The following is a 20441-nucleotide window of genomic DNA, read 5'->3' on the forward strand; positions in this document are numbered from 1 at the left end:
AGGAACTATGTCGCACATCCTGCTCCTGACGAACAGCACCGGCTCTTCGGTGGACATCCTGCCTGCCCTGGAATTGCTCAACCATCGCGTGCACATCCTTCCGGCAGAGCCAACCGCCTTGCTCGAGACCGACCCCACGGACATCGTGTTCCTTGACGCCCGCAAGGATCTGGTGGGTGCCCGTTCCCTCACGCAGCTGCTCAAAGCCACCGGACTCAGTGCACCACTCATGCTGATCCTGACCGAGGGTGGCATGGCTGCCGTTTCCTCGGCCTGGTCGGTTGACGACATCGTGCTCGACTCGGCAGGCCCGGCAGAGGTGGAAGCCCGCATCCGGCTGGCCATGGCCCGGGCTGTACCGGGCGAAGAGGAAACCCAAACGGAGATCCGGGCCGCCGGCGTCGTGATTGACGAAGCCAGCTACACGGCACGCGTGGGCGGCCAGCCGCTCAACCTGACCTTCAAGGAATTCGAGCTCCTCAAGTACCTGGCCCAGCATCCCGGCAGGGTTTTCACCCGCCAGCAGTTGCTGACCGAAGTGTGGGGTTACGACTACTACGGCGGCACCCGGACGGTGGACGTCCACATCCGGCGCCTGCGCGCCAAACTGGGCGTTGACCACGAGAACCTCATCAGCACGGTCCGCAACGTGGGCTACCGGTTGACGCTCGTCCGGCTGCCGGACGACGAACTCTCCGAAGCGTAGGCAGCAAGACAAAGAGGCCAGGATTCCGGTGAATCCTGGCCTCTTTGTTGTGGTGGAGGACATACGGGTCGAACGTATCGAGGCCACCCCACTGGTGGATCCCCCCAATGCCCGGCTGATGACCTGAACCCAGGTTCAAAGCCGAACGAGATAACGAGATTACCGCCGTTATGCCCACACATCAAATTACGCAGCCGCACCCGGGCGTATAGCCTTGCATCATGAGTCACGCGCACCCGGAAAACTGGCCCGTCCTGCACGTCACCGGCGCCCTGGACCCCGAACTCCTGAAGGACTTCCGGACCCTGGCTGCAGCAGCGGAGGAATCCGACGGGAACCCTCCCCTGTCCGAGCAGACCCTGGTGATGCTCCGCGGGGCCGATGCCGGGGACCACACCGTGATGGCACTTGCCCTCTACGCCCCGGACGAGGACTCCGATCCGGCCACCGGCGAGGACCTGGCGGGTATCGCCGTCGTCGTTGAACCGCTGGGCCAGGCCGAACCCGAAGGTGTGCTGGAGCTGGCGGTCCACCCGAGCTACCGCAACCGCGGAGTGGCCGGTCGGCTGCTGGCTGCCCTTCAGGAGCAGCGCGGCTTTGCCGGCCTGGGTGCGTGGTCCCACGGCAACCACGAGGCCGCTGCGGAACTCGCCGCGCGGTTCGGCTACGGTCCGGTCCGGGAGCTGTGGAAGATGCGGCTGATGTCCTCCACTGCCGCACTGCCCGACGCCGCTCTCCCGGACGGGGTCTCCATCCGCCCCTTCGAGCCGGGCCGTGATGAGGCGAAGTGGCTGGCTGCCAACAGGGTCGCCTTCGCCCACCACCCGGAACAAGGTTCGCTGACCCGCGCAGACCTGGACGCCCGCATGGCTGAGGAGTGGTTCGACCCGGCCGGTTTCCTGCTGGCCGTGGACGCCGGCGACCAGTTGCTGGGGTTCCACTGGACCAAGGTGCACCCGCGGCAGGGATCGCACCCGCCGATCGGCGAGGTGTACGTCGTCGGGGTGACCCCGGCTGCGCAAGGACTGGGGCTGGGCAAGGCCCTGACGGTAGCCGGGATCCGGCACCTGCAGGAGAAGGACCTGCACGCGGTGATGCTGTATGTGGACGCGGACAACCAGGCCGCTGTGACGCTGTACCAAAAGCTGGGTTTCGTGCGCTGGGACACGGACGTCATGTACGGCCCGTTGAGCGAAAAGTAGCCTCCGCGGCGCCCGGATCCGAAAGCCGCGGACATCTTGGCTGAGGGCGGGGCAAATGCTTGTAATGTGGGAGACAAACCCCGTCCCGAGCTTAGGAGAACCCCATGCAGCCGGACCCCGTCGGCACCGCCGGATCCACCTCAAAGGGCGCCACGCTTCCCGCACGCTTCGGGTCATCCGAAGTTCCGGCGTCACGGGCCACCCAGGACCGCATCGACATCCCTGAGTTCGCACCCAGCCTCGAACCCGCGGGCGACATCTCCCCCGACCGTTTCCTGGACCGGGAGCTCAGCTGGCTGGCTTTTAACTCGCGCGTCCTTGAACTTGCCGAGGATCCGGACCTTTTCCTGTTGGAGCGCGTCAACTTCCTCTCCATCTTCGCCTCCAACCTGGACGAGTTCTTCATGGTCCGGGTGGCCGGGCTGAAGCGCCGCATCGCCACGGGACTGGCCGTTCCTTCCCCTGCCGGCCTGAGCCCCATCGAGGTCCTCGAACAGATCAGCGAGGAAGCCCATAAGCTGCAGGAGCGCCACGCCCGGGTGTTCGCCGAGCAGATCCGTCCCGAGCTCGCCTACGAGCACATCCACATCATGCACTGGAATGAACTGGACGAGGAAGCCCGCCACCGGCTGACCACCATGTTCCAGGAGAAGGTCTTCCCCATCCTCACCCCGCTGGCGGTGGACCCGGCGCACCCGTTCCCCTACATTTCCGGCCTGTCCCTGAACCTTGCCGTGATCGTGAGCAACCCGGTCAGCGACAAGGAGCTTTTCGCCCGCGTCAAGGTGCCGGACCAGCTCCCGCGCCTCATCTCCGTGGATGGTCCACGCGCAGGAGCCGTGCCTGGTCGCGTGGCCCGCTTCATCGCGCTGGAAGAAGTCATCGCCGTCCACCTGGACAAGCTGTTCCCGGGCATGGAGGTCCTGGAGCACCACACCTTCCGCGTCACCCGTAATGAGGACGTGGAGGTGGAAGAGGACGATGCCGAGAACCTCCTGCAAGCCCTGGAGAAGGAACTCCTGCGCCGGCGCTTCGGCCCTCCGGTCCGACTGGAAGTCACCACGGACATCAACCCCAACATCCGTGCCCTGCTGGTGCGCGAACTGGGGGTGGAAGAGTCAGAGGTCTATTCGGTGCCTGCACCCCTGGACCTCCGGGGCTTGTCGGTCATCGCCGGAATCGACCGCGCAGACCTCCACTACCCCAAGCATGTCCCCCACACGTCCCGATACCTCAATGAATCCGAGACGTCCAAGGCGGCCAACGTGTTTGCGGCCATGCGCCGGCGGGACATCCTGCTGCACCACCCGTACGATTCCTTCTCCACCTCCGTCCAGGCGTTCCTGGAGCAGGCGGCCGCGGACCCCAAGGTCCAGGCCATCAAACAGACCCTCTACCGGACATCCGGCGATTCCCCGATCGTTGATGCCCTGATCGACGCTGCCGAGGCCGGCAAGCAGGTCCTGGCGCTGGTGGAAATCAAGGCCCGCTTCGACGAGCAGGCCAACATCTCCTGGGCCCGGAAACTGGAGCAGGCAGGCGTCCATGTTGTCTATGGCATTGTCGGACTGAAGACCCACTGCAAACTCTCGCTCGTTGTGCGGCAGGAAGTGGACGGCCTCCGCCGGTATTGCCACATCGGCACGGGCAACTATCACCCGCGCACTGCCCGCTATTACGAGGACCTGGGTCTGCTGACCTCGAACGACCAGGTGGGCGAAGACCTCTCCAAGCTCTTCAACCAGTTGTCAGGATACGCCCCGAAGTCGACCTTCAAGCGGCTGCTCGTTGCCCCCCGCTCCGTGCGCTCAGGCCTGATCGACAGGATCGAAGGGGAAATCCGCAACGCCGCCGCAGGCATCCCCGGGCAGGTGCAGATCAAGGTCAACTCCATGGTGGATGAAGCGATCATCGACGCCCTCTACCGTGCTTCCCAGGCCGGGGTGAAGGTGGACGTCGTGGTCCGCGGGATCTGCTCCCTGCGGCCCGGGGTCCCCGGGCTCAGCGAGAACATTACTGTCCGCTCCGTCCTGGGCCGCTTCCTGGAGCACTCGCGGGTCTTTGCCTTCGCCAACGGAGGCGAGCCTGTGGTGTACATCGGCTCCGCAGACATGATGCACCGCAACCTCGACCGCCGCGTGGAGGCGCTGGTCCAGCTCGCGGGCAAGGACGACATCGCCACGGTCCTGGACCTGATGCGCCGCTACGTTGACGATGAGACGTCCAGCTGGCACTTGGACAACCAAGGCCACTGGACCCGCCATCACCTCGATGAAGACGGCAAACCGCTCCTGGATATGCAGTCCTGGCTTTTGGCATCCCGCTCCCGCCAGCGTGCAGCCGCCCGAAGGTAAAGGAAAGTATTGAAAAGCGATTCCCCCGTGGCGGATCAGACGGACCACCCCGGAGAGGCGGTGGCCGTACTGGCGGCCGGCGCGATCCCGTGGCGGATCCAGCGCGGCGCCCTGGAGGTACTCCTGATCCACCGCCCCCGCTACGACGATTGGTCGTGGCCAAAAGGCAAGCTTGACGACGGAGAAACCGTTCCCGAGTGCGCCGTCCGCGAAGTCCGGGAAGAAATTGGACTGGACGGAACACTTGGCATTCCGCTGCCGCCCATCCACTACCACGTCAGCGCTGGACTGAAGGTGGTCCACTACTGGGCCGTGCGCGTGAACGGAAGCCAACTCCGGCCGGACGGCAAGGAAGTGGACAGTGTCATGTGGTGCAGCCCCGACAGGGCCGCCTCCTTCCTCAGCAACCCGTCGGACGTGGAGCCGCTCGAGTACCTTGAAAAGGCCCACACCCGGGGTGAACTGGACACGTGGCCACTGGTATTGATCCGGCACGCCAAGGCCAAACCGCGGTCCTCCTGGACCAAGGCCGAAGGCGACCGCCCCCTGGCAGCTACGGGGCAGCGCCAAGCCATAGCCGTTCAAAGGCTGCTGGATGCGTGGAAGCCACAGCGGATCGTGACCAGCCCCTGGACACGATGCGTCGCCACCATTGCGCCTTATGCCAAGTCCAGCGGAGCCAAGGTAAAACTGGTGGAAGCGTTGACGGAGCACAACCACGGGCGTTCGCCCAAGAAGACCGCCGCCGCCGTTGAAGCGCTCTTCGACAAGCAGGTTGCCGTGGCGGTATGCACCCACCGTCCGGCCCTGCCTACGGTGCTCAAGCAGTTGGGCCAGCACATGACCTCAGCCTTGCGCAGCCGGTTGCCGCAGTCCGACCCCTACCTGTCGCCGGGCGAAGTGGTCGTGTGCCAGGTGGCCAGGGGAGGAGACAGGAAGGTTGTGTCCGTCGAACAGGTCAAACCGTTCGACGATTAGCTGCGGCTTGACCCCCGAGGCGTTTGTATCAAATACTTGATACAAACATTCGAAGACTTGGGGGGTCTTGACCGTGTCCATTGATCTGCCGCCTCTGCTGTTGCTGGGGCCTGCGCTCGGAGCAATCCTCGTTTACCTCTTCCTCAGGGTGCAGGTATGGTCCACGGCCGATGCCAAATCCGTGGAATCGCACGGCCTCTGGGTGGGAATCATCGGCTGGATGGCCAGTTCCCTCCAGGGAGCCATGAGCACAGGCGTCATCCGGGCAGACTCCACGGCGTCGAATGCGCCCCACACCGCGGAGGACATCGTTACGGCGCTGGCATGGCCAATCGCCGCGACTCTGGCGGTCCACATCCTGGGGCAGCTGAGCTACCCCGCCCCGAAAGCACCCCGCAGGTATGCCGAAATAAGCGTGCGCAGGATCCGCGACTTCCTGCCGCGGAAACTCGCGTGGACAACCGCCGCGATCTTTGCCTACGCGGCCATCGCCATAGCCACGATCGCCACGCAGCCGGCCTACGCTGCCGTACTTCCCAGCCCCGCTCCCCCGTCGGCGGAAGGGACCACCGTCTACACGGGCCAGGGGCAGGACGGCAGGATCGCAGGATCGGAGCTGGCTTGGTGGCTCGGTGGTGCCCTGGCGGTCCTGGCAGCAGCGACGTGGCTGGTTCTGGTGCTCATTGCCCGCCGACGCCAGTTGGAAAACCTGGGCAGTGACGACAACAGGGTCCTTCGAACCATTGCCACCAACCGGCTCCTTCGAACGGTCTCCACGATCGCGGCCGGCCTTGCCACCATCGCAGGCAACTTCGCATCCCTCCCGGCACCCGGCGCGACCTGGCAATCGTCATGGTTCAACATTCCTGGCCTGGTCAACATGGCGGTCCTGCTGGTCATGTGGTGGTGGAAGGTGCCGAAGCTTCCTTCGCTCCAGGAGTTACGGCAGCCGATGAGCAGCAACGCCCTGAGGGCCGATCCGCGGACGCACGCCGCGGCGAAGCTCAGCATCTCCCTGGGCGCGGCACTGGGCCTCGTGGGGGCGTTGCCGCTCCTGACGCTGGTGTTGTGGTTCAGTTTCATCCCTGTCGAGGGGCAAGGGTCCCTGGCGCCCCTTGTTGTGGTGACTGTCATGGCCACCCTGATCCTGCTGGTGATCATCGCTGGAGAACTCCTGATCGCCCACAACCATGGTGACCCGGAAGAACCCTTGCACTGGCCGCGGCAGGCAGTGTCCAGGGGACTCCTCGCCTTCGCCATCGCCTCGGCAACGGTGTTCGCAGTGACCATGGCCCTGACCGGAGCCGGGCAGGCGCTGCTGGTGGGTACGCCGTCGTGGCCTGCTTGCCTGCTGATGACCTGCGGTGTGGGGCTGATAGGTGCCACCGCAATCCTGGCCGCCCGTCGTCGTCGTGCTGTTCCGGAGGGTCACGCCGAACGCGGCCTGGACGCCGCGCTCCGAGCCATCACTGTGTTCCGGATCGTCCGGACGCTGGCCGCCTACCTCCTGGCGAACGCCGGATTGTTGTTGCTGGTCAACGTGGAAGCGTGGGGAGCACTCTTCCCGGCGTTCCAAAGCATTGCCCCGAGCCCGTCAACCATGATCGGCGCCGTCCTTTTCGCGCTGGCCGTAGTCGCCGCCGTCACACCTGTCCGCAGCCTGTTCCGCGCTATCCCCCGGGACCGCGCCAGCAAGCAGAACCAACCATCGCCATGACGGCCGGCATCACGATCGACCTCACGGACCCCGTGCCGCCGTATGAGCAGATCCGCCGGCAACTGAGCACGCTGGTCAGCGCAGGGGCCCTCCAACCCGGAGACCGCCTGCCCACCGTCCGAAGCCTCGCGGCCGACCTCGGCATCGCAGCCGGGACAGTCGCGCGCGCTTACAAGGAACTTGAGCAGTCCGGACTGATTGAAACACGACGGCGGAACGGAACTCTCGTCGTCGGGCCGCCGGAGGCCCCTCACGCCCAGGTGGACCGAAATACCGCGGTCTTGGCCGCCGTCGACGGATTGATCCGCGCGGCGCGCGACGCGGGCGTCAGTGACGAATCGCTCATTGATCTGCTTCGCGGGCGGCTGGCCAGTAAGCTGGACTCGTGAGCATCCCCACCCCTTACGAAGACCTGCTGCGTGACGTCATGGCGAATGGCACGCACAAGTCGGACCGCACCGGGACTGGAACGCGCAGCGTTTTTGGCCGTCAGCTGAGGTTCGATCTTGCCAAGAGCTTTCCGCTCATCACCACCAAGCGCGTGCATTTCAAGTCCGTGGCAGTCGAGCTCCTGTGGTTCCTGCGCGGCGACTCCAACGTGAAGTGGATGCAGGACCAAGGCGTCTCCATCTGGGATGAATGGGCGGATGCCGATGGCGAACTGGGCCCGGTGTACGGCGTCCAGTGGCGCAGCTGGCCAACCCCCGACGGCGGTCACATCGACCAGATCTCCGAACTCATGAAGGGCCTGGAAGCCACCCCGGACTCGCGGCGGCACATCGTGTCGGCATGGAACGTCTCCGAGCTCAAGGACATGGCACTGCCGCCGTGCCACGCGTTCTTCCAGTTCTACGTTGCTGACGGCAAGCTGTCCTGCCAGCTCTACCAGCGCTCCGCGGACACCTTCCTGGGCGTGCCCTTCAACATTGCCTCCTACGCGCTGCTCACGCTCATGGTGGCCCAGCAACTGGGACTTGAACCAGGTGAATTCATCTGGACGGGTGGCGACGTCCACATCTACGACAACCACGTGGAGCAGGTAACAGAACAGCTCAGCCGGTATCCCTATGAGTACCCGACGCTGAACATTCTGCGGAAGCCGGACTCGATCTTCGACTACACGCTGGACGACTTCGAGGTGGTCAATTACCGCCACCACCCCACCATCAAGGCCCCGATCGCCGTATGAGCACGCCATCAGAAGAGACGAAAGTGCAGCTTCCCGGCGTCATCTTCACGCAGGAAACCGCTGCGAAGATGACGGGCATCGGGATGATCTGGGCGCAGACCAAGAACGGCGTCATTGGCAAGGACGGTGGCATGCCGTGGCACCTGCCGGAGGACCTGAAGCATTTCAGCCGGCTCACCACAGGCCATCCGGTGATCATGGGCCGCAAGACCTGGGAATCCTTCCCCGAGAAGTACCGTCCGCTGCCTGGACGCACCAATATCGTCATCACCCGCAACCGGGAATGGGCATCCACGGCCGATGCTGAAGGCGCAGTAGTAGTGGATTCCCTGGATGCTGCCCTGCTCGAGTCCCAGTTCTCGCCCGGCGGCCAGAAGGTGTGGATCGTCGGTGGCGGAGAGATCTTTGAACAATCCATGGGCATAGCCAACCTCGCCGTTATCACCATCATCGACCTCGAGACAGACGGCGATACCTTCGCCCCGGAACTCGGCGACGATTGGACCTTCGACACCATGGCACCGGCCGACGGCTGGCTCACTGCCGCCAACGGCACGAATTACCGGTTCACCTCATGGCGCCGGACCGAAAGCTAGGAACCAAGGACGTACAGGCAATGCTCAAGAAACCCGAAACCCTCTTCGTGCTGGGCTACATGCTGCTGCCGCTGTTCGCGCTGCTCTCCGCGATCGTGGGGCTCACCATGATCCTGGGCGGCAACAAAATCCTGGGCATCATCGTGCTCGTGGTGATCACGCAGGTTTTCGCCTTTGGTGCCTTCTTCGCACTGCGGGCCCGGAAGGCCGCGCTGGTACAGGAGCACGACGCCGGACAGTAGTCCCGTTTCCGGCTCGCCGGACGCTGCGGTGCGGGCCGTCGTCGTACGTGGTGCGGGTGACGTAACCAACAGCGGTACCAAGGTCCGAAAGTTTAGACTGGGTGAATGACTACAGCAGCTAATCCGTCCGTTGGACTGGTCGGTTGGCGTGGCATGGTCGGCTCCGTCCTGATGCACCGCATGCAGGAAGAGAACGACTTCGCCAACATCAACCCGGTATTTTTCTCCACCTCGAACGCAGGAGGTGCCGCCCCGTCCTTCCTGAGCTCTACCGCGGGTGATCCAGGCAAGCTCGAGGACGCGTTCGATATTGAGACGCTTGCCAAGCTGCCGATTATTGTCACCGCCCAGGGCGGTGACTACACCAAGCAGGTCCACGGCGAACTCCGCAGCCGTGGCTGGGACGGCCTTTGGATCGACGCCGCTTCCACCCTGCGCATGAACGACGATTCGATCATCGTGCTGGACCCCATCAACCGCGACGTCATCGATGCCGGGCTCTCCGGCGGCGTGAAGGACTTCATCGGCGGAAACTGTACGGTTTCCTGCATGCTGATGGGCCTCGGCGGCCTGTTCAAGAACAACCTCGTGGAGTGGGGTACGTCCATGACGTACCAGGCTGCTTCCGGCGGCGGGGCGCGCCACATGCGCGAACTGCTGAACCAGTTCGGCACGCTGAACAACGAGGTCAGCAGTGAACTCGAGGATCCCGCGTCGGCCATCCTGGAGATCGACCGCAAGGTCCTCGCCACCCAGCGCACCGGCGTTGACGCCACCCAGTTCGGCGTTCCGCTGGCCGGCTCCCTGATTCCGTGGATCGATGCCGACCTCGGCAACGGCCAGTCCAAGGAAGAGTGGAAGGCCGGAGTCGAGACCAACAAGATCCTCGGCACGTCCAAGGGCGCTGCGGGCAAGGAACACATCGCAATGGACGGATTGTGTGTCCGTATCGGCGCCATGCGTTCGCACTCGCAGGCACTGACCCTGAAGCTTCGCGAGGACCTGTCCGTCACGGAAATCGAGAACCTTCTGGCCAAGGACAACGAGTGGGCCAAGGTGGTGCCCAACACCAAGGAAGCCTCCATGGCGGACCTGACCCCCGTGGCGGCCTCCGGCACCCTGGACATCCCGGTTGGCCGTATCCGCAAGCTCGAAATGGGCCCGGAGTACATCAGCGCCTTCACCGTGGGAGACCAGCTCCTGTGGGGTGCGGCAGAGCCGCTGCGCCGCATGCTGAACATTGCGACGGGCAAGCTCTAAGCTACGTCCTGCACTGCCGAAACCCGCTGTTTTGTTGCCACCCGGCGATGAAACAGCGGGTTTTGCCGTCCCGGGCGGGTTTCGCCGTCCCGGGCGTGTTTCGCTGTCCCGGGCGTGCGCAGCTACCAGCTGGCCATGAACTTCAGATAGGCCCTGCCCTGCACCTGGAACGATCTCTGCGCAGCCGGCCCAAGCCCTCCTTCAAACGGCTCAGCGACCACGCCCAGGCTCTTCCCCGCGCCGGTCCTGGCCCACGTTCCCACCACTTCTCCCCCGGCCACGATGATGCGTTTGAACACACCGTTCCCGCCCGGAACCACCAACCCGGCGGCTTCAGGCGCCAGCACCATGCTCCGGTCCTGGTACCCGAGCAAAAACTCGTCGAACCCGGGAAGTGCCAGCAGTGAGCGGGAGCCGGGGACACCGCCGTCGAGCAGTTCCGCACTGTCCTTCGAAACCCAGTAGCTGATCCCGTCAAAAGCCAGTTCCACCAGCTGGTCCTGTACGGCTTCCAGTGCCCTCCGCACCTCCGTCAAAGGGATCTGCGTCCACCAGGCGAAGTCCCTGATCGTCGCCGGGCCATGGCTGCCCACGTACCGGACCAGGAGCTCGGCGATTCCTTCCTCCCGGTCACATTCCCTTGAACCGGTGATCCACTGGTCGAACGGAACAAACAGCTGCTGCAAACGGGCCTTGCCGTTGGAGACCGCCACGGGCCCCTGCACCAACGTGGCTTCCTGGCACAGGCTGCCGAGAATGTGGATTCCCCGCTGCGCCCTGGCGGGCTGCCCGGCATCCTCAAAAGCGGTGAACAGTTGCTCCCGGCTGGCACCCTGGCCGCCCAGGTCATGGAGGGTCTTGAGGGCAAGATCGCGGCAGTGGCTGATGTCATCGGGGGTGATACCCAGTTCACGGTGCCTGCCCTCCACGGCCCTCATCAAACGGGGACTGGTGATGCCGAGGATCCAGCGGAGGTCCTCGGGTGCCAGGAGGTGCAGGGTTCCCCGCATGGGCCACGACCGGACGATCGTCCCGGCGTCCAAGGCCTGGCGCACGTCAGCGGCCGTTGATCCCGGCACGCGCTGACCGACCGCCCACAGCGCTGAGCCCAGGTCCTGCGCCTGCATGGCAGTCATCCACCGCACAGCCTCGGGAACTGATCCGAAACCTGTAAGGAGCCCTTGGCTCGCCAGCCGTAACCGACCGATGGTTCTAGGAGCAAGCATGCTTCATCCTAGAAGCCTTGGCGGCCGGGAAGGAACGGGCGGCACAGGGAACGTTGCACCGGCTCCCAGCCGTCTTCCAGCAGGATTTCCTAGGATGGATGCATGCTTTTTGGTGATCTCGCTCCGCTGGTGCGGCCGTTGAGCCGGTGGCTGGCAGCTGCCGGCTGGTGGTGCACCGGTCTTGGGCTGGGCGCCGGGCTGATCGTGGCTGTTGGTACGGGAGTGAGCTTGTCCCCTTCCATGGAGGGGATCCAGCGGGCGGGGCTCATCGCCACCGCTGCGGCAGCCTCGCTGATCGGTGCCGCTGCCATTGTCCAACCCGTGGGCGACCGGGACGACGACGCTCCCGAACCCTGGTTCTACCCGGCCGCTGCCGCCCAGGTCCGCAGCTTCCTGGTGGGAGCCCTTGTGATGCTCCTGGGCCTGGTGGGCTTTGCCGCGGCCGGCCTCTTCATGCCCAGCGGCCCGTCACCCCAGAGCGTCGCCTTCAGCCAGATTTTCCTGCTGGGTTCGGTCAGCTGCGGGCTGACGTTCCTCCTGCTCAACAAGGTTCTTCCGCTGGCCGAACGCCGTACGCGCTGACAGCGGTCCGGCTACAGCGAGACGCCGATCAGCAGCGGTTCCGGGTGAAGTTCGATCCCAAAGCGGTTCACGACGCCGGCACGCACCTCACGCGCGACGGCCGCCATGTCCTCCGCCGAGGCCGAGCCGCGGTTGGTTACCGCCAGGGTGTGCTTGGTGGACAGGGATGCCCTGCCGCCTGAAACGCTGGACGCGTCCAGCCCGAAGCCCTTGCCAAAGCCGGCGTGGTCGATCAGCCAGGCAGCGGACAGCTTGACCAGGCCGTCTCCTCCGGCGGGGTACCTGGGGGCGTCCTCCGGCAACTCCGCTGCCTGCCCGGCAGGGACGATGGGGTTGGTGAAGAACGAACCCGTGGAGTACGTGTCCCTGTCCGAAGCATCCAGGACCATGCCCTTGGACGCCCTGAGCCGCAGCACCTCCCGCCGGACATCAGTGGAGTACGCACGCTTCCCGACCTCGACGCCCAGGACCCGGGCGAGCTCGGCGTAGCGGATGGGAGCACTCATCCGGCCCAGCGCCAACTGGAACTCCACAGTCAGCACGACGTAGCGCGGGGAGCCTTCCACCGTGGTCTGCTTAAGGATCGAATCCCGGTAACCGAAGGCGAGCTCGGAATTGGTAAAGGTCTGCACAGCATTGCGCTGGCGGTCCCAGGTCCGCACAGCGGCGATGGTCTGGGAGACATCGGCCCCGTAGGCCCCGACGTTCTGGACCGGCGTGGCACCAGTGGCTCCGGGAATGCCGGACAACGCTTCCACCCCGGACCAGGCGTGCAGCACGGCATGTTCCACCAGGGCGTCCCAATTGTGTCCGGCCTGGACCACCACGGACACGCCGCCGCAGCTGTCCTCCGCATTGACCGTGAAACCCTCGGAGGAGATCTTGAGGACCGTCCCGGGATAACCCTCGTCCGAGATCAGAAGGTTGGAACCACCGCCGATGATGAGCAGCTTCTCCCCTGCGGCGTCGGCTGAGCGGACGGCGTCGATGATTTCCGCTTCGGTGCGGGCCTCAACGTAGGCGCGGGCCGGGCCGCCGACGGCGGACGTGGTCAGTTCGGAAAGCAGCGTCTGGGTCACCCATCAAGCCTAGCCGGGATCGGGGATACCCTCATCCGCACTCCGGAAGGCAGCGGCGCAAAGGCAGCGGCGCACCCGGTGGTCCCTGGGACGAGGGGGTGCGCCGCGACTCCAGCCGAAGGCTACGGAACCTTGACGACCGCTTGTGCCTTCATGAGGACCTTCTGGCCGGCAGCTACCACTGTGAGGTCGATCCGGGCCGTTCCGGCTTCCGGGTCCAGTGCACCTACGATCCCGGTGACATCGATGACGGCGCCGGCTTCCTCCGTTCCGGTGGTGTCAGCCACCAGCACGGGCTTGCTGAAGCGGGTCTGGTAATCGACGACGGCGGCGGGGTCGCCTGCCCAGTCGCTCACCAACTGCACGGCCGCCCCCATGGTGAACATGCCGTGGGCGATGACGCCGGGGAGCTCAACGGCCGTGGCAAAGGCTTCGTTCCAGTGGATCGGGTTGAAGTCGCCGGATGCGCCGGCGTATTTCACCAGGTCCTGGCGGGTGACCTGGATGCTGCCGGTACCGATTTCCTGGCCCACCGTCAGTTCTTCAAGCTTTGGCATTACTGTCCCTCTCCGCGGACCAGAATGGACGAAGTCGTGGTGGCCACTTTCTCGCGGCCGTCTTCCCCGGTAAGGGCATAGATTTCGGAGCGGGTGGTGATCATGGCACCGCCGCCCATGGCCCTGACGCCATCAACGTGGAGTTCTGCTACCAGGCGGTCGCCGGCCACGATGGGCCGGTGGTGGGTGAAGCGCTGGTCTGCGTGGACCACACGGGAAAAATCAATGCCCGCGTCCGGGTCTTCGACGAGCTGCGCATCGGCGCGCTGGGCCACGATGATGGCGAACGTCGGCGGCGCAACCAGATCCTTGTGGCCAAGGGCCCGTGCTGTCTCGACATCGAAGTGCGCCTGGTTGCCGGCCTTTACTGCCTTGGCAAACTCGCGGATTTTCTCGCGGCCGACGTCATATACCTCTGCGGCAGGGTAGCTGCGCCCCTGCAAGTCCGGATTGATACTCATGGTCCAACCCTATCGGCCCGGACCGGCCGGGCGCTGTCCCGACGGCTACTGCTGCTTCTTGTAGCCCTTGCGGATCTGCTGGCCGCGGACCACGATGCCACCCACGTGCAGCAGCAGGCCCACTCCGATGACCGGCAGTGACGCCATGGCGAGGCCCGGGTTCCCGGAGGTGTTGCCTGCGATGGACAGGATCAGGCCCACCGCGATGAGCCCCATGGCGCTGAAAACCAGCACCTTGTAGGCGGTGGAAGCGGTGGCCCAGAATTCGTTCAGCACCGTCCAAGTCTACCGGCCGCGCCGGCGGAACCGGTGTCAGAACAGGGCATCCTGCAGGGCGGGGAGCTCGGTGACGTGGTGGCCGGGCTCAACCCGCCGTCCCTTCAAGGACCCAAGGTCCACGATGAAGCTTCCGTCCACCTCGCCACCGGCAGCATCGGGAAGCGTCGCCAAGGCGATGGCCCCGGACAGTGAGCGGACCCGCAGCCCGTGCCCGCCGCCGTCGAACTCTACTGGATAGGCGTGCCGGACGTCGGGCGACGACCCCACGGAACAGAGGTCATTGGCCAGCCCCGGCCGGTCCCACTCTTCGTCCACCACCCCAAAGCCTGTCATCGCCAGGCCACCCAGCAGCCTGCGCACCTTGGCGGCGTGGCTCCGGTTGATGGCTGCAAGTTCGACGGCGGCACGCGGCTGCACCAGCGAGGCCACCTTGGCCGCGGAGCGCACCTGCTGGACCAGGCCGAGTTCGCTGGTGACGAGATCTTCCAGCACGCGGACGGTCCGGCCGTCGTCAGCCTGTGCCACATAGGAGGCGTGCACGGCGCCCTGTTCGGCCAGCCGGTTCCATTTCCTGGGCGCGGAAGCCGTGCCCACTTTGGTGGTTCCGTTGGCGAAGGTGGCTACATAGAGCCAGTGCGGCTGCATCAGGTAAGCACGAAGGCCGGCGGGCACGGATCCGCCCCGATGAAAGTCATGCATGAGCCGGGAATCATCGCGCGCAAAGCAGGCCCCGCACTGGGTTCCCCGTTCCGCCGGTGATCCGTTGCCGCAGTCAACGTGCGTCCGGTCGCGGGGTCCATGCACTTTGGTGTGCCCAAGGCACCAGAGCCCCGGCAGGACACGAAGGCCCAGGGTGGAACCCTGGGCCAACGCGATGTCAGTGGACTCCCCCGGCGCGCGCAGCCGCAGCACGGGCGACGCCGGAGAGTCCCACGCGACGCCGTGGACGAGCATTACAGCGAAGGCTGGACACCGAAAGCTACGGCGAGCTTCATGATCTTCTCCGCACGGCCGAGGCGCGGGAGGTCGGAGCCGTCGCGGATCACGCGTCCGTTGGCTTCGAAGTCGTTCATGAAGTCGGTGGCCCAAGCGACATCCGACGGCGTGGGGCTGATGACCTCGTTGATGACGGTGGTCTGGTCAATGGCCAGGCAGAGCTTGCCGGTCATGCCCATGGTGACGGTGATACCGGTCTGTTCGCGGAGGATCGGGTGGTTGGTGCCTACGGTGGGGCCGTCGATCGGGCCCGGCAGGTTGCCAACGCGGCTGGCCACGACGAGCTTGGCCCGCGGGTAGGCCATGGCCTCCGGGGTGGCGGCCATGCCGGTGTCGCGGCGGAAGTCGCCGGAACCGAAGGCAAGGCGGAATGCGCCCTGCGCACGGGCGATGTGGTTGGCTTCCTCGATGCCGAGCGCAGACTCGACCAGCGGGATCACGGGGGTCTTGCCGTCCATGCGGTGGTAGGACTCGGTGACCTGGTCCGCGGATTCGGTCTTGGCGAGCATGACGCCCAGAAGGCCGGGGGTGCCGCGGAGGCCTGCGAGGTCGTCCGCCCAGAACTTGCTGGTGGCGTCGTTGATGCGGACCCAGGCCTGGCCGCCGGCGGCGAGCCAGTTCACCACGTTTTCACGTGCGGCGTCCTTCTGGGACGGGTCAACCGCGTCCTCGATGTCAAGGATGATGGCATCTGCCCGCGAACCCGCCGACTCGTCGAAAAGCTCCGTCTTCATGGCGTTGACAAGGAGCCAGGAACGGGCGATATCAGCGGGAATGTTGCGGGTAGGCCGAACGGACTCGGCGGCGATGCTAGAGGTCATGTATCTACCGTATCCGCCCTGTGCCCCACGAGGCGAAGAAATCCCGCCGGTTGTGAGGATCAATACGAACTAAAGCCCATATGACCCCGCTCCGCGCGGAGTATGACTTCCCGACGGCGTTACCGGCCAGTCAAAGGCCGCTCACCGGACGCTCTTCGTCACCGGGCTCAACACCACGACTTGTGTCCGCGGGTTGCCTTCCGTGGCCCTCCGTTTCGTCGCATTTCACGCTGTTTCACAGCGTTTCCGGGCGTTACCGGAAGACTTCCCAGGCACCGTCGCCGTGGGCTTACATCGTTCCCAAGCCAGCGCACCTGCCGGTTTTCCCCATCACACAAATCCTCCATCGGAAAGAGCCCCCCATGAAACTGCATCGTCCCCTCCTGAGCGTCGCGGCCGCCGTCGTACTAGCGCTGACGGTGAGCGGCTGCGGCGGTGCAGCCACGGTCGGACAAGCCAACCAGGCCGGAACCGAAGTCAAGGAGCTCCGCTATCAGGGCTGGTCCAACCAGGTCACCTTCCCCGAACTCGCCGACGACCTGGGGTACCTGGGCGACATCGAGCTGAAGTGGGTAGGCAACACCACCAGCGGACCGCAGGACATCCAGTCCGCTGCCACCAACCAAACCGACTTCGGCGGCGCGTTCACCGGCGCGGTCACCAAGCTGATCGAGGCCGGCGCACCGGTCAAGGGCGTCATCAATTACTACGGCGCCGACCAGAAAACGTTCAGCGGCTACTACGTGAAAGCGGACAGCCCCATCAAGGGACCACGCGACCTGATCGGCAAGAAGATTGCCGTCAACACCCTGGGCGCCCACCACGAGGCGGTCATCAACACCTACCTCACCAAGAACGGCCTCAGCCCGGATGAGATCAAGCAGGTCCAGCTTGTTCCGCTGGCACCGAACGACACCGAGGAAGCCATCCGCCGTGGCCAGGTTGATGCGGGCACGCTGGGCGGCGTGCTGCAGGACCGGGCCATCGAGGCAGGCGGGCTCCGCTCCCTCTTCAACGACTATGAGCTGTTCGGAACCTTCGCCGGCGGCCAGATCGTGCTCCGGAACGACTTCATCGAGAAGAACCCCACCACCGCCCGCGCCTTTACCACCGCGATCGCCAAGGCCATCAAGTGGGCCACGGAGACTCCCCGCGAGGAAGTCATTGCCCGCTACACCAAGATCATCGAAAGCCGCGGCCGGAATGAAAGCACGGCCAACCTCAAGTACTGGAAGAGCACCGGGGTTCCGGACAACGGTGTGATCAAGGACGAGGACTTCACCCGCTGGGAGGCCTGGTTGAACTCGGCAGGCATCGTCAAGGGCCAGCTCACCCCGTCCAAGTACTACACCAACGAATTCAACGAGCTCGCCGCTTCCGCCACCGGGAAGAAGGGATGACCATGACAGCCAAGATCAGCCTCCGCAACGTCACCAAGGAATTCACCGTCCGCCCGGCACGGGGCGCCAAATCCACTGCCCCGACCCGCCTGACCGCCATCGATGCCCTCAACCTCGAGGTACGCGACGGCGAATTCCTGACCCTCGTGGGTCCCAGCGGCTCCGGAAAGACAACCCTCCTGGACCTGCTGGCGGGGCTGTCCACCCCCACCTCCGGCGAAGTCCTGGTGGATGGAAAGCCCGTGACCGGTCCGGGCAAGGACCGAGCCGTGGTCTTCCAGCAGTACGCGCTCTTCCCGTGGCGCACCGCATCGGCCAACGTGTCCATCGGACTCGAAGGCGTGGGCCCGGACGGGAAGAAGTTGAACCGCCGCGAACGGGCAGCCAAGGCCAGGGAGTACCTGGCACTGGTGGGCCTTGCCGGCTTCGAGGACCGCTACCCGCACGAGTTGTCCGGCGGCATGAAGCAGAGGGTAGCCATTGCCCGCAGCCTGGCCTACGAGCCCGATGTGCTGCTCATGGACGAACCCTTCGCGGCCCTTGACGCCCAGACCCGCGAGCAACTGCAGGACGAGTTGCTGCGGATCTGGAAAGCCACCGGAAAGACGATCGTCTTCATCACCCACGGCATCGACGAGGCCGTGTACCTGGGGCAGCGCGTCGCCGTGCTGAGCGCCCGGCCCGGCCGGCTCAAGGAAATCGTGGACATCGACATCCCGGACCGTGACGGCGACGACGATATCCGTTCCAACCCGGCTTTCGTGGAACACCGGCACCAGGTGTGGACCCTGCTCCACGACGAGGTAAGGCGTGCCCAGGACGCCGGGCACCGCAAGATCCTGCCCGACGGCACGGCCCCGGATGAACCAGCCACCACCCCCGAAAGGAACGCCGCCTGATGACCACCACCCTCACCCAGGCCGCCGCAGAACCGAGTACAACCCAAGGTGCCACCGGCACCGTGCCGCGCGACGCCGTCGTACGTTCCGTTCCCCAGGAGGCACAACGCACGACGCCGGTCCTCGCCGCAGGCCGCCGGGTCGCCTCGTTTGCCGGTTCCGCCGTGTGGAAGTCCGCAGCGATCCTGGCTTTCCTGGCCCTCTGGGAACTGGGACCGATCTACCTGGCGAGCCCTTCCACGCGGGTGTTCCTGCCGCCGCTGCATGAGGTCCTCCTGGCCTGGGGCAAGCTGTTCGAGGCCGGGACCATCCAAAGCCATATCGCAGCCAGCCTGACCCGGTCGGTTGCCGGCTTCGGCGCGGCGCTGGCCGCCGGTGTTTCCCTGGGCCTGCTGATCGCCTGGTACGGAAAGCTCAATTCAGTCCTGAACCCGCTCCTGGAGCTTTTCCGCAACACCGCCGCATTGGCGCTGCTGCCGGTCTTCACGCTGCTGCTGGGCATTGGCGAGGAGTCCAAGATCAGCATCGTTGCGTACGCTGCTTTCTTCCCTGTGCTGCTCAACACCATCGCCGGCGTCAAGACCGTGGACCCCCTGCTGATCCGCGCTGCCAGGTCGCTGGGGCTCAACAGTTTCCGGCTTTTCCAGAAGGTCATCCTCCCCTCAGCGGTGCCGACCATCTTCACGGGCATCCGCATGGCCGGGACGGCCTCCATCCTGGTGCTGATCGCAGCGGAGATGGTCGGTGCCAAGGCTGGGCTGGGCTACCTGATCGTGAATGCCCAGAGCAGCTTCCTTATCCCGGACATGTACGCGGGCATCCTCACCGTCTCGCTGTTGGGGCTGGGCGTGAACTTCCTGCTCGTGGCCCTTGAGCGCCACTTCTCCCGCTGGCGGACCGCCGTCGGCGCCGACGCTTCCTGAACCACCTCCTGAACCAAACCAATCAACAGTTAGGACAGACCCATGACCGTCATTACCGAAACCAAGCTCGAGTTCAAGAAGCTGGGTGCCCGTATCGGCGCCGAGATCCGTGGCCTGGATATCAGCGGGGACCTCAGTGCCGAAACGGTGGCGCAGATCCGCTCAGCACTGAACGAGCACAAGGCGCTGGTGTTCCGTGAGGCGAACATCCTCACGGACGAAGCCCAGGTGAAGTTCGCCTCGCACTTCGGACCCCTGACCAAGGCACACCCCACGGTGGCCTCGGTGGAGGGTGAGGAGAACGTCCTTCCCGTGGACAGCGAAAACGGCTCGGCCAACAACTGGCACACGGACGTCACGTTCGTGGTGAACCCGCCCCAGGCTTCGACGCTGCGCAGCATCGACCTTCCGGCGTATGGCGGGGAGACGCTGATCGCTTCCTCGGCTGGGGCCTATCGCGACCTTCCCGATGAACTGCGGAACTTCGCGGACACCCTCTGGGCCATCCACACCAACGACTACGACTACTCCGTGCCGAAGAACCTGGAGCACGTCAACGCCGAGGAACGGCGCAAGGAGTTCACCCGGCTGAAGTTCGAGACCGCCCACCCGGTGGTCCGGGTCCATCCTTTGACCGGCGAGCGCGGACTGTTCATCGGCGGCTTCGCGCAACGCCTGCGGATTGTGGGTCTGTCCAATACCGAGTCCAAGGACATCATCCGCTTGCTGCAGGCCTACGTGACCCGTCCGGAGAACGTTGTGCGCGTGAACTGGGAGCCCAACCAGGTGGTGTTGTTCGATAACCGGATCACGCAGCACTACGCTCCGGACAACTACGATGGCCAGCCGCGCAAGCTCAACCGGGTGACGATTGCCGGCGACATTCCCGTGGGCATCGAAGGCAAGCCAAGCCAGGCCCTGCAGGGTGATTCCAGCACGTACTCCGTCGTGGCACCGATCTCCTAGGGTTTTAA

22 protein-coding genes are annotated in these 20441 nt (G+C 65.1%); 15 read left to right on the forward strand and 7 right to left on the reverse strand.

The features are described from left to right. Positions 1-7 precede the first annotated feature (7 nt). The 10 genes from ACUYMZ_RS15335 to asd all read left to right on the forward strand — a co-directional run bounded on the left by ACUYMZ_RS15335 (position 8) and on the right by asd (position 10244). Positions 8-706, forward strand: a complete 699-nt coding sequence (locus ACUYMZ_RS15335) for a winged helix-turn-helix transcriptional regulator (protein WP_021472377.1) — start codon at positions 8-10, stop codon at positions 704-706. A gap of 221 nt (positions 707-927) precedes the next feature. After that, on the forward strand, positions 928-1908 hold the full coding sequence (gene mshD / locus ACUYMZ_RS15340; protein WP_481604236.1) for a mycothiol synthase: 981 nt from the start codon (positions 928-930) through the stop codon (positions 1906-1908). 104 nt (positions 1909-2012) lie between these two features. Further along, positions 2013-4262, forward strand: coding sequence for an RNA degradosome polyphosphate kinase (locus tag ACUYMZ_RS15345; RefSeq protein WP_481604237.1), 2250 nt, complete (start codon positions 2013-2015; stop codon positions 4260-4262). A gap of 9 nt (positions 4263-4271) precedes the next feature. After that, complete coding sequence (locus ACUYMZ_RS15350) at positions 4272-5240, forward strand: NUDIX hydrolase (protein ID WP_481604239.1); 969 nt, start codon at positions 4272-4274, stop codon at positions 5238-5240. A 73-nt stretch (positions 5241-5313) separates the two neighbouring features. Further along, positions 5314-6957 carry a hypothetical protein gene (locus tag ACUYMZ_RS15355; protein ID WP_481604241.1) on the forward strand — a complete coding sequence of 548 codons (1644 nt, stop codon included), beginning with the start codon at positions 5314-5316 and terminating at the stop codon, positions 6955-6957. Further along, positions 6954-7346: a GntR family transcriptional regulator gene (locus ACUYMZ_RS15360; protein ID WP_481604243.1), complete on the forward strand. Its 393-nt coding sequence runs from the start codon at positions 6954-6956 to the stop codon at positions 7344-7346. Before ACUYMZ_RS15355 ends, ACUYMZ_RS15360 begins: the two co-directional genes overlap by 4 nt. Further along, entirely contained in the window at positions 7343-8146 is an 804-nt protein-coding gene (locus tag ACUYMZ_RS15365; RefSeq protein WP_481604245.1) for a thymidylate synthase, read from the forward strand. The genes ACUYMZ_RS15360 and ACUYMZ_RS15365 overlap by 4 nt, the downstream gene beginning before the upstream one ends. Further along, positions 8143-8742, forward strand: a complete 600-nt coding sequence (locus ACUYMZ_RS15370) for a dihydrofolate reductase (RefSeq protein WP_481604247.1) — start codon at positions 8143-8145, stop codon at positions 8740-8742. Before ACUYMZ_RS15365 ends, ACUYMZ_RS15370 begins: the two co-directional genes overlap by 4 nt. 20 nt (positions 8743-8762) lie before the next feature. Next, complete coding sequence (locus ACUYMZ_RS15375; protein ID WP_426003689.1) at positions 8763-8984, forward strand: NF038396 family protein; 222 nt, start codon at positions 8763-8765, stop codon at positions 8982-8984. 105 nt (positions 8985-9089) lie between these two features. After that, on the forward strand, positions 9090-10244 hold the full coding sequence (gene asd, locus ACUYMZ_RS15380) for an aspartate-semialdehyde dehydrogenase (RefSeq protein ID WP_426003690.1): 1155 nt from the start codon (positions 9090-9092) through the stop codon (positions 10242-10244). A gap of 122 nt (positions 10245-10366) precedes the next feature. Here asd and ACUYMZ_RS15385 read toward each other — a convergent pair whose 3' ends face one another. Beyond that, the gene (locus ACUYMZ_RS15385; RefSeq protein ID WP_481604249.1) at positions 10367-11470 is read right to left on the reverse strand and encodes a winged helix DNA-binding domain-containing protein; all 1104 of its coding nucleotides are present in this window, start codon (positions 11468-11470) and stop codon (positions 10367-10369) included. Between the two features lie 102 nt (positions 11471-11572). Here ACUYMZ_RS15385 and ACUYMZ_RS15390 point away from each other — a divergent pair, with 102 nt between their 5' ends. After that, positions 11573-12052, forward strand: a complete 480-nt coding sequence (locus tag ACUYMZ_RS15390; RefSeq protein ID WP_481604251.1) for a hypothetical protein — start codon at positions 11573-11575, stop codon at positions 12050-12052. An 11-nt stretch (positions 12053-12063) separates the two neighbouring features. On the opposite strand, the gene ACUYMZ_RS15395 is transcribed toward ACUYMZ_RS15390, so the two are convergent. The 6 genes from ACUYMZ_RS15395 to ACUYMZ_RS15420 form a co-directional block, all read right to left on the reverse strand. Beyond that, positions 12064-13131: a UDP-N-acetylmuramate dehydrogenase gene (locus tag ACUYMZ_RS15395; RefSeq protein ID WP_481604253.1), complete on the reverse strand. Its 1068-nt coding sequence runs from the start codon at positions 13129-13131 to the stop codon at positions 12064-12066. Positions 13132-13253: 122 nt separating this feature from the next. Beyond that, positions 13254-13688 carry a MaoC family dehydratase gene (locus tag ACUYMZ_RS15400; RefSeq protein WP_481604255.1) on the reverse strand — a complete coding sequence of 145 codons (435 nt, stop codon included), beginning with the start codon at positions 13686-13688 and terminating at the stop codon, positions 13254-13256. Continuing rightward, on the reverse strand, positions 13688-14149 hold the full coding sequence (locus ACUYMZ_RS15405) for an FAS1-like dehydratase domain-containing protein (RefSeq protein ID WP_426003695.1): 462 nt from the start codon (positions 14147-14149) through the stop codon (positions 13688-13690). The genes ACUYMZ_RS15400 and ACUYMZ_RS15405 overlap by 1 nt, the downstream gene beginning before the upstream one ends. Positions 14150-14194: 45 nt before the next feature. Beyond that, a complete protein-coding gene (locus ACUYMZ_RS15410) occupies positions 14195-14425 on the reverse strand; it encodes a DUF3188 domain-containing protein (RefSeq protein WP_426003696.1) in 231 nt (76 codons plus the stop codon). 36 nt (positions 14426-14461) lie between these two features. Beyond that, the gene (locus ACUYMZ_RS15415) at positions 14462-15382 is read right to left on the reverse strand and encodes a DUF2797 domain-containing protein (protein ID WP_442422984.1); all 921 of its coding nucleotides are present in this window, start codon (positions 15380-15382) and stop codon (positions 14462-14464) included. Then, positions 15382-16245: an HpcH/HpaI aldolase/citrate lyase family protein gene (locus ACUYMZ_RS15420; protein ID WP_426003698.1), complete on the reverse strand. Its 864-nt coding sequence runs from the start codon at positions 16243-16245 to the stop codon at positions 15382-15384. Before ACUYMZ_RS15420 ends, ACUYMZ_RS15415 begins: the two co-directional genes overlap by 1 nt. Positions 16246-16607: 362 nt before the next feature. On the opposite strand from ACUYMZ_RS15420, the gene ACUYMZ_RS15425 reads away from it, so the two are divergent. Genes ACUYMZ_RS15425 through ACUYMZ_RS15440 form a run of 4 tightly spaced genes read left to right on the forward strand, consistent with a single transcriptional unit; the run spans position 16608 to position 20433 of the window. Then, positions 16608-17645: an ABC transporter substrate-binding protein gene (locus ACUYMZ_RS15425; RefSeq protein ID WP_442422983.1), complete on the forward strand. Its 1038-nt coding sequence runs from the start codon at positions 16608-16610 to the stop codon at positions 17643-17645. 2 nt (positions 17646-17647) lie between these two features. Further along, entirely contained in the window at positions 17648-18544 is an 897-nt protein-coding gene (locus ACUYMZ_RS15430) for an ABC transporter ATP-binding protein (protein WP_481604258.1), read from the forward strand. Further along, a complete protein-coding gene (locus tag ACUYMZ_RS15435) occupies positions 18544-19467 on the forward strand; it encodes an ABC transporter permease (protein ID WP_426003701.1) in 924 nt (307 codons plus the stop codon). The genes ACUYMZ_RS15430 and ACUYMZ_RS15435 overlap by 1 nt, the downstream gene beginning before the upstream one ends. 42 nt (positions 19468-19509) lie before the next feature. Continuing rightward, the gene (locus ACUYMZ_RS15440) at positions 19510-20433 is read left to right on the forward strand and encodes a TauD/TfdA dioxygenase family protein (protein WP_481604260.1); all 924 of its coding nucleotides are present in this window, start codon (positions 19510-19512) and stop codon (positions 20431-20433) included. The last annotated feature ends 8 nt before the right edge of the window (positions 20434-20441 follow it).

The organism is Arthrobacter sp. T572, assembly GCF_056780115.1.

Excerpts from the sequence above, each read along its gene's own strand:
- ACUYMZ_RS15435 (WP_426003701.1), top strand. The coding sequence starts at position 18,544 with ATGACCACCACCCTCACCCAGGCCGCCGCAGAACCGAGTACAACCCAA.
- mshD (WP_481604236.1), top strand. The coding sequence starts at position 928 with ATGAGTCACGCGCACCCGGAAAACTGGCCCGTCCTGCACGTCACCGGC.
- ACUYMZ_RS15425 (WP_442422983.1), top strand. The coding sequence starts at position 16,608 with ATGAAACTGCATCGTCCCCTCCTGAGCGTCGCGGCCGCCGTCGTACTA.
- ACUYMZ_RS15370 (WP_481604247.1), top strand. The coding sequence starts at position 8,143 with ATGAGCACGCCATCAGAAGAGACGAAAGTGCAGCTTCCCGGCGTCATC.
- ACUYMZ_RS15385 (WP_481604249.1), bottom strand. The coding sequence starts at position 11,470 with ATGCTTGCTCCTAGAACCATCGGTCGGTTACGGCTGGCGAGCCAAGGG.
- asd (WP_426003690.1), top strand. The coding sequence starts at position 9,090 with ATGACTACAGCAGCTAATCCGTCCGTTGGACTGGTCGGTTGGCGTGGC.
- ACUYMZ_RS15375 (WP_426003689.1), top strand. The coding sequence starts at position 8,763 with ATGCTCAAGAAACCCGAAACCCTCTTCGTGCTGGGCTACATGCTGCTG.
- ACUYMZ_RS15360 (WP_481604243.1), top strand. The coding sequence starts at position 6,954 with ATGACGGCCGGCATCACGATCGACCTCACGGACCCCGTGCCGCCGTAT.
- ACUYMZ_RS15400 (WP_481604255.1), bottom strand. The coding sequence starts at position 13,688 with ATGCCAAAGCTTGAAGAACTGACGGTGGGCCAGGAAATCGGTACCGGC.
- ACUYMZ_RS15430 (WP_481604258.1), top strand. The coding sequence starts at position 17,648 with ATGACAGCCAAGATCAGCCTCCGCAACGTCACCAAGGAATTCACCGTC.
- ACUYMZ_RS15420 (WP_426003698.1), bottom strand. The coding sequence starts at position 16,245 with ATGACCTCTAGCATCGCCGCCGAGTCCGTTCGGCCTACCCGCAACATT.
- ACUYMZ_RS15335 (WP_021472377.1), top strand. The coding sequence starts at position 8 with ATGTCGCACATCCTGCTCCTGACGAACAGCACCGGCTCTTCGGTGGAC.
- ACUYMZ_RS15440 (WP_481604260.1), top strand. The coding sequence starts at position 19,510 with ATGACCGTCATTACCGAAACCAAGCTCGAGTTCAAGAAGCTGGGTGCC.
- ACUYMZ_RS15345 (WP_481604237.1), top strand. The coding sequence starts at position 2,013 with ATGCAGCCGGACCCCGTCGGCACCGCCGGATCCACCTCAAAGGGCGCC.
- ACUYMZ_RS15405 (WP_426003695.1), bottom strand. The coding sequence starts at position 14,149 with ATGAGTATCAATCCGGACTTGCAGGGGCGCAGCTACCCTGCCGCAGAG.
- ACUYMZ_RS15390 (WP_481604251.1), top strand. The coding sequence starts at position 11,573 with ATGCTTTTTGGTGATCTCGCTCCGCTGGTGCGGCCGTTGAGCCGGTGG.
- ACUYMZ_RS15415 (WP_442422984.1), bottom strand. The coding sequence starts at position 15,382 with ATGCTCGTCCACGGCGTCGCGTGGGACTCTCCGGCGTCGCCCGTGCTG.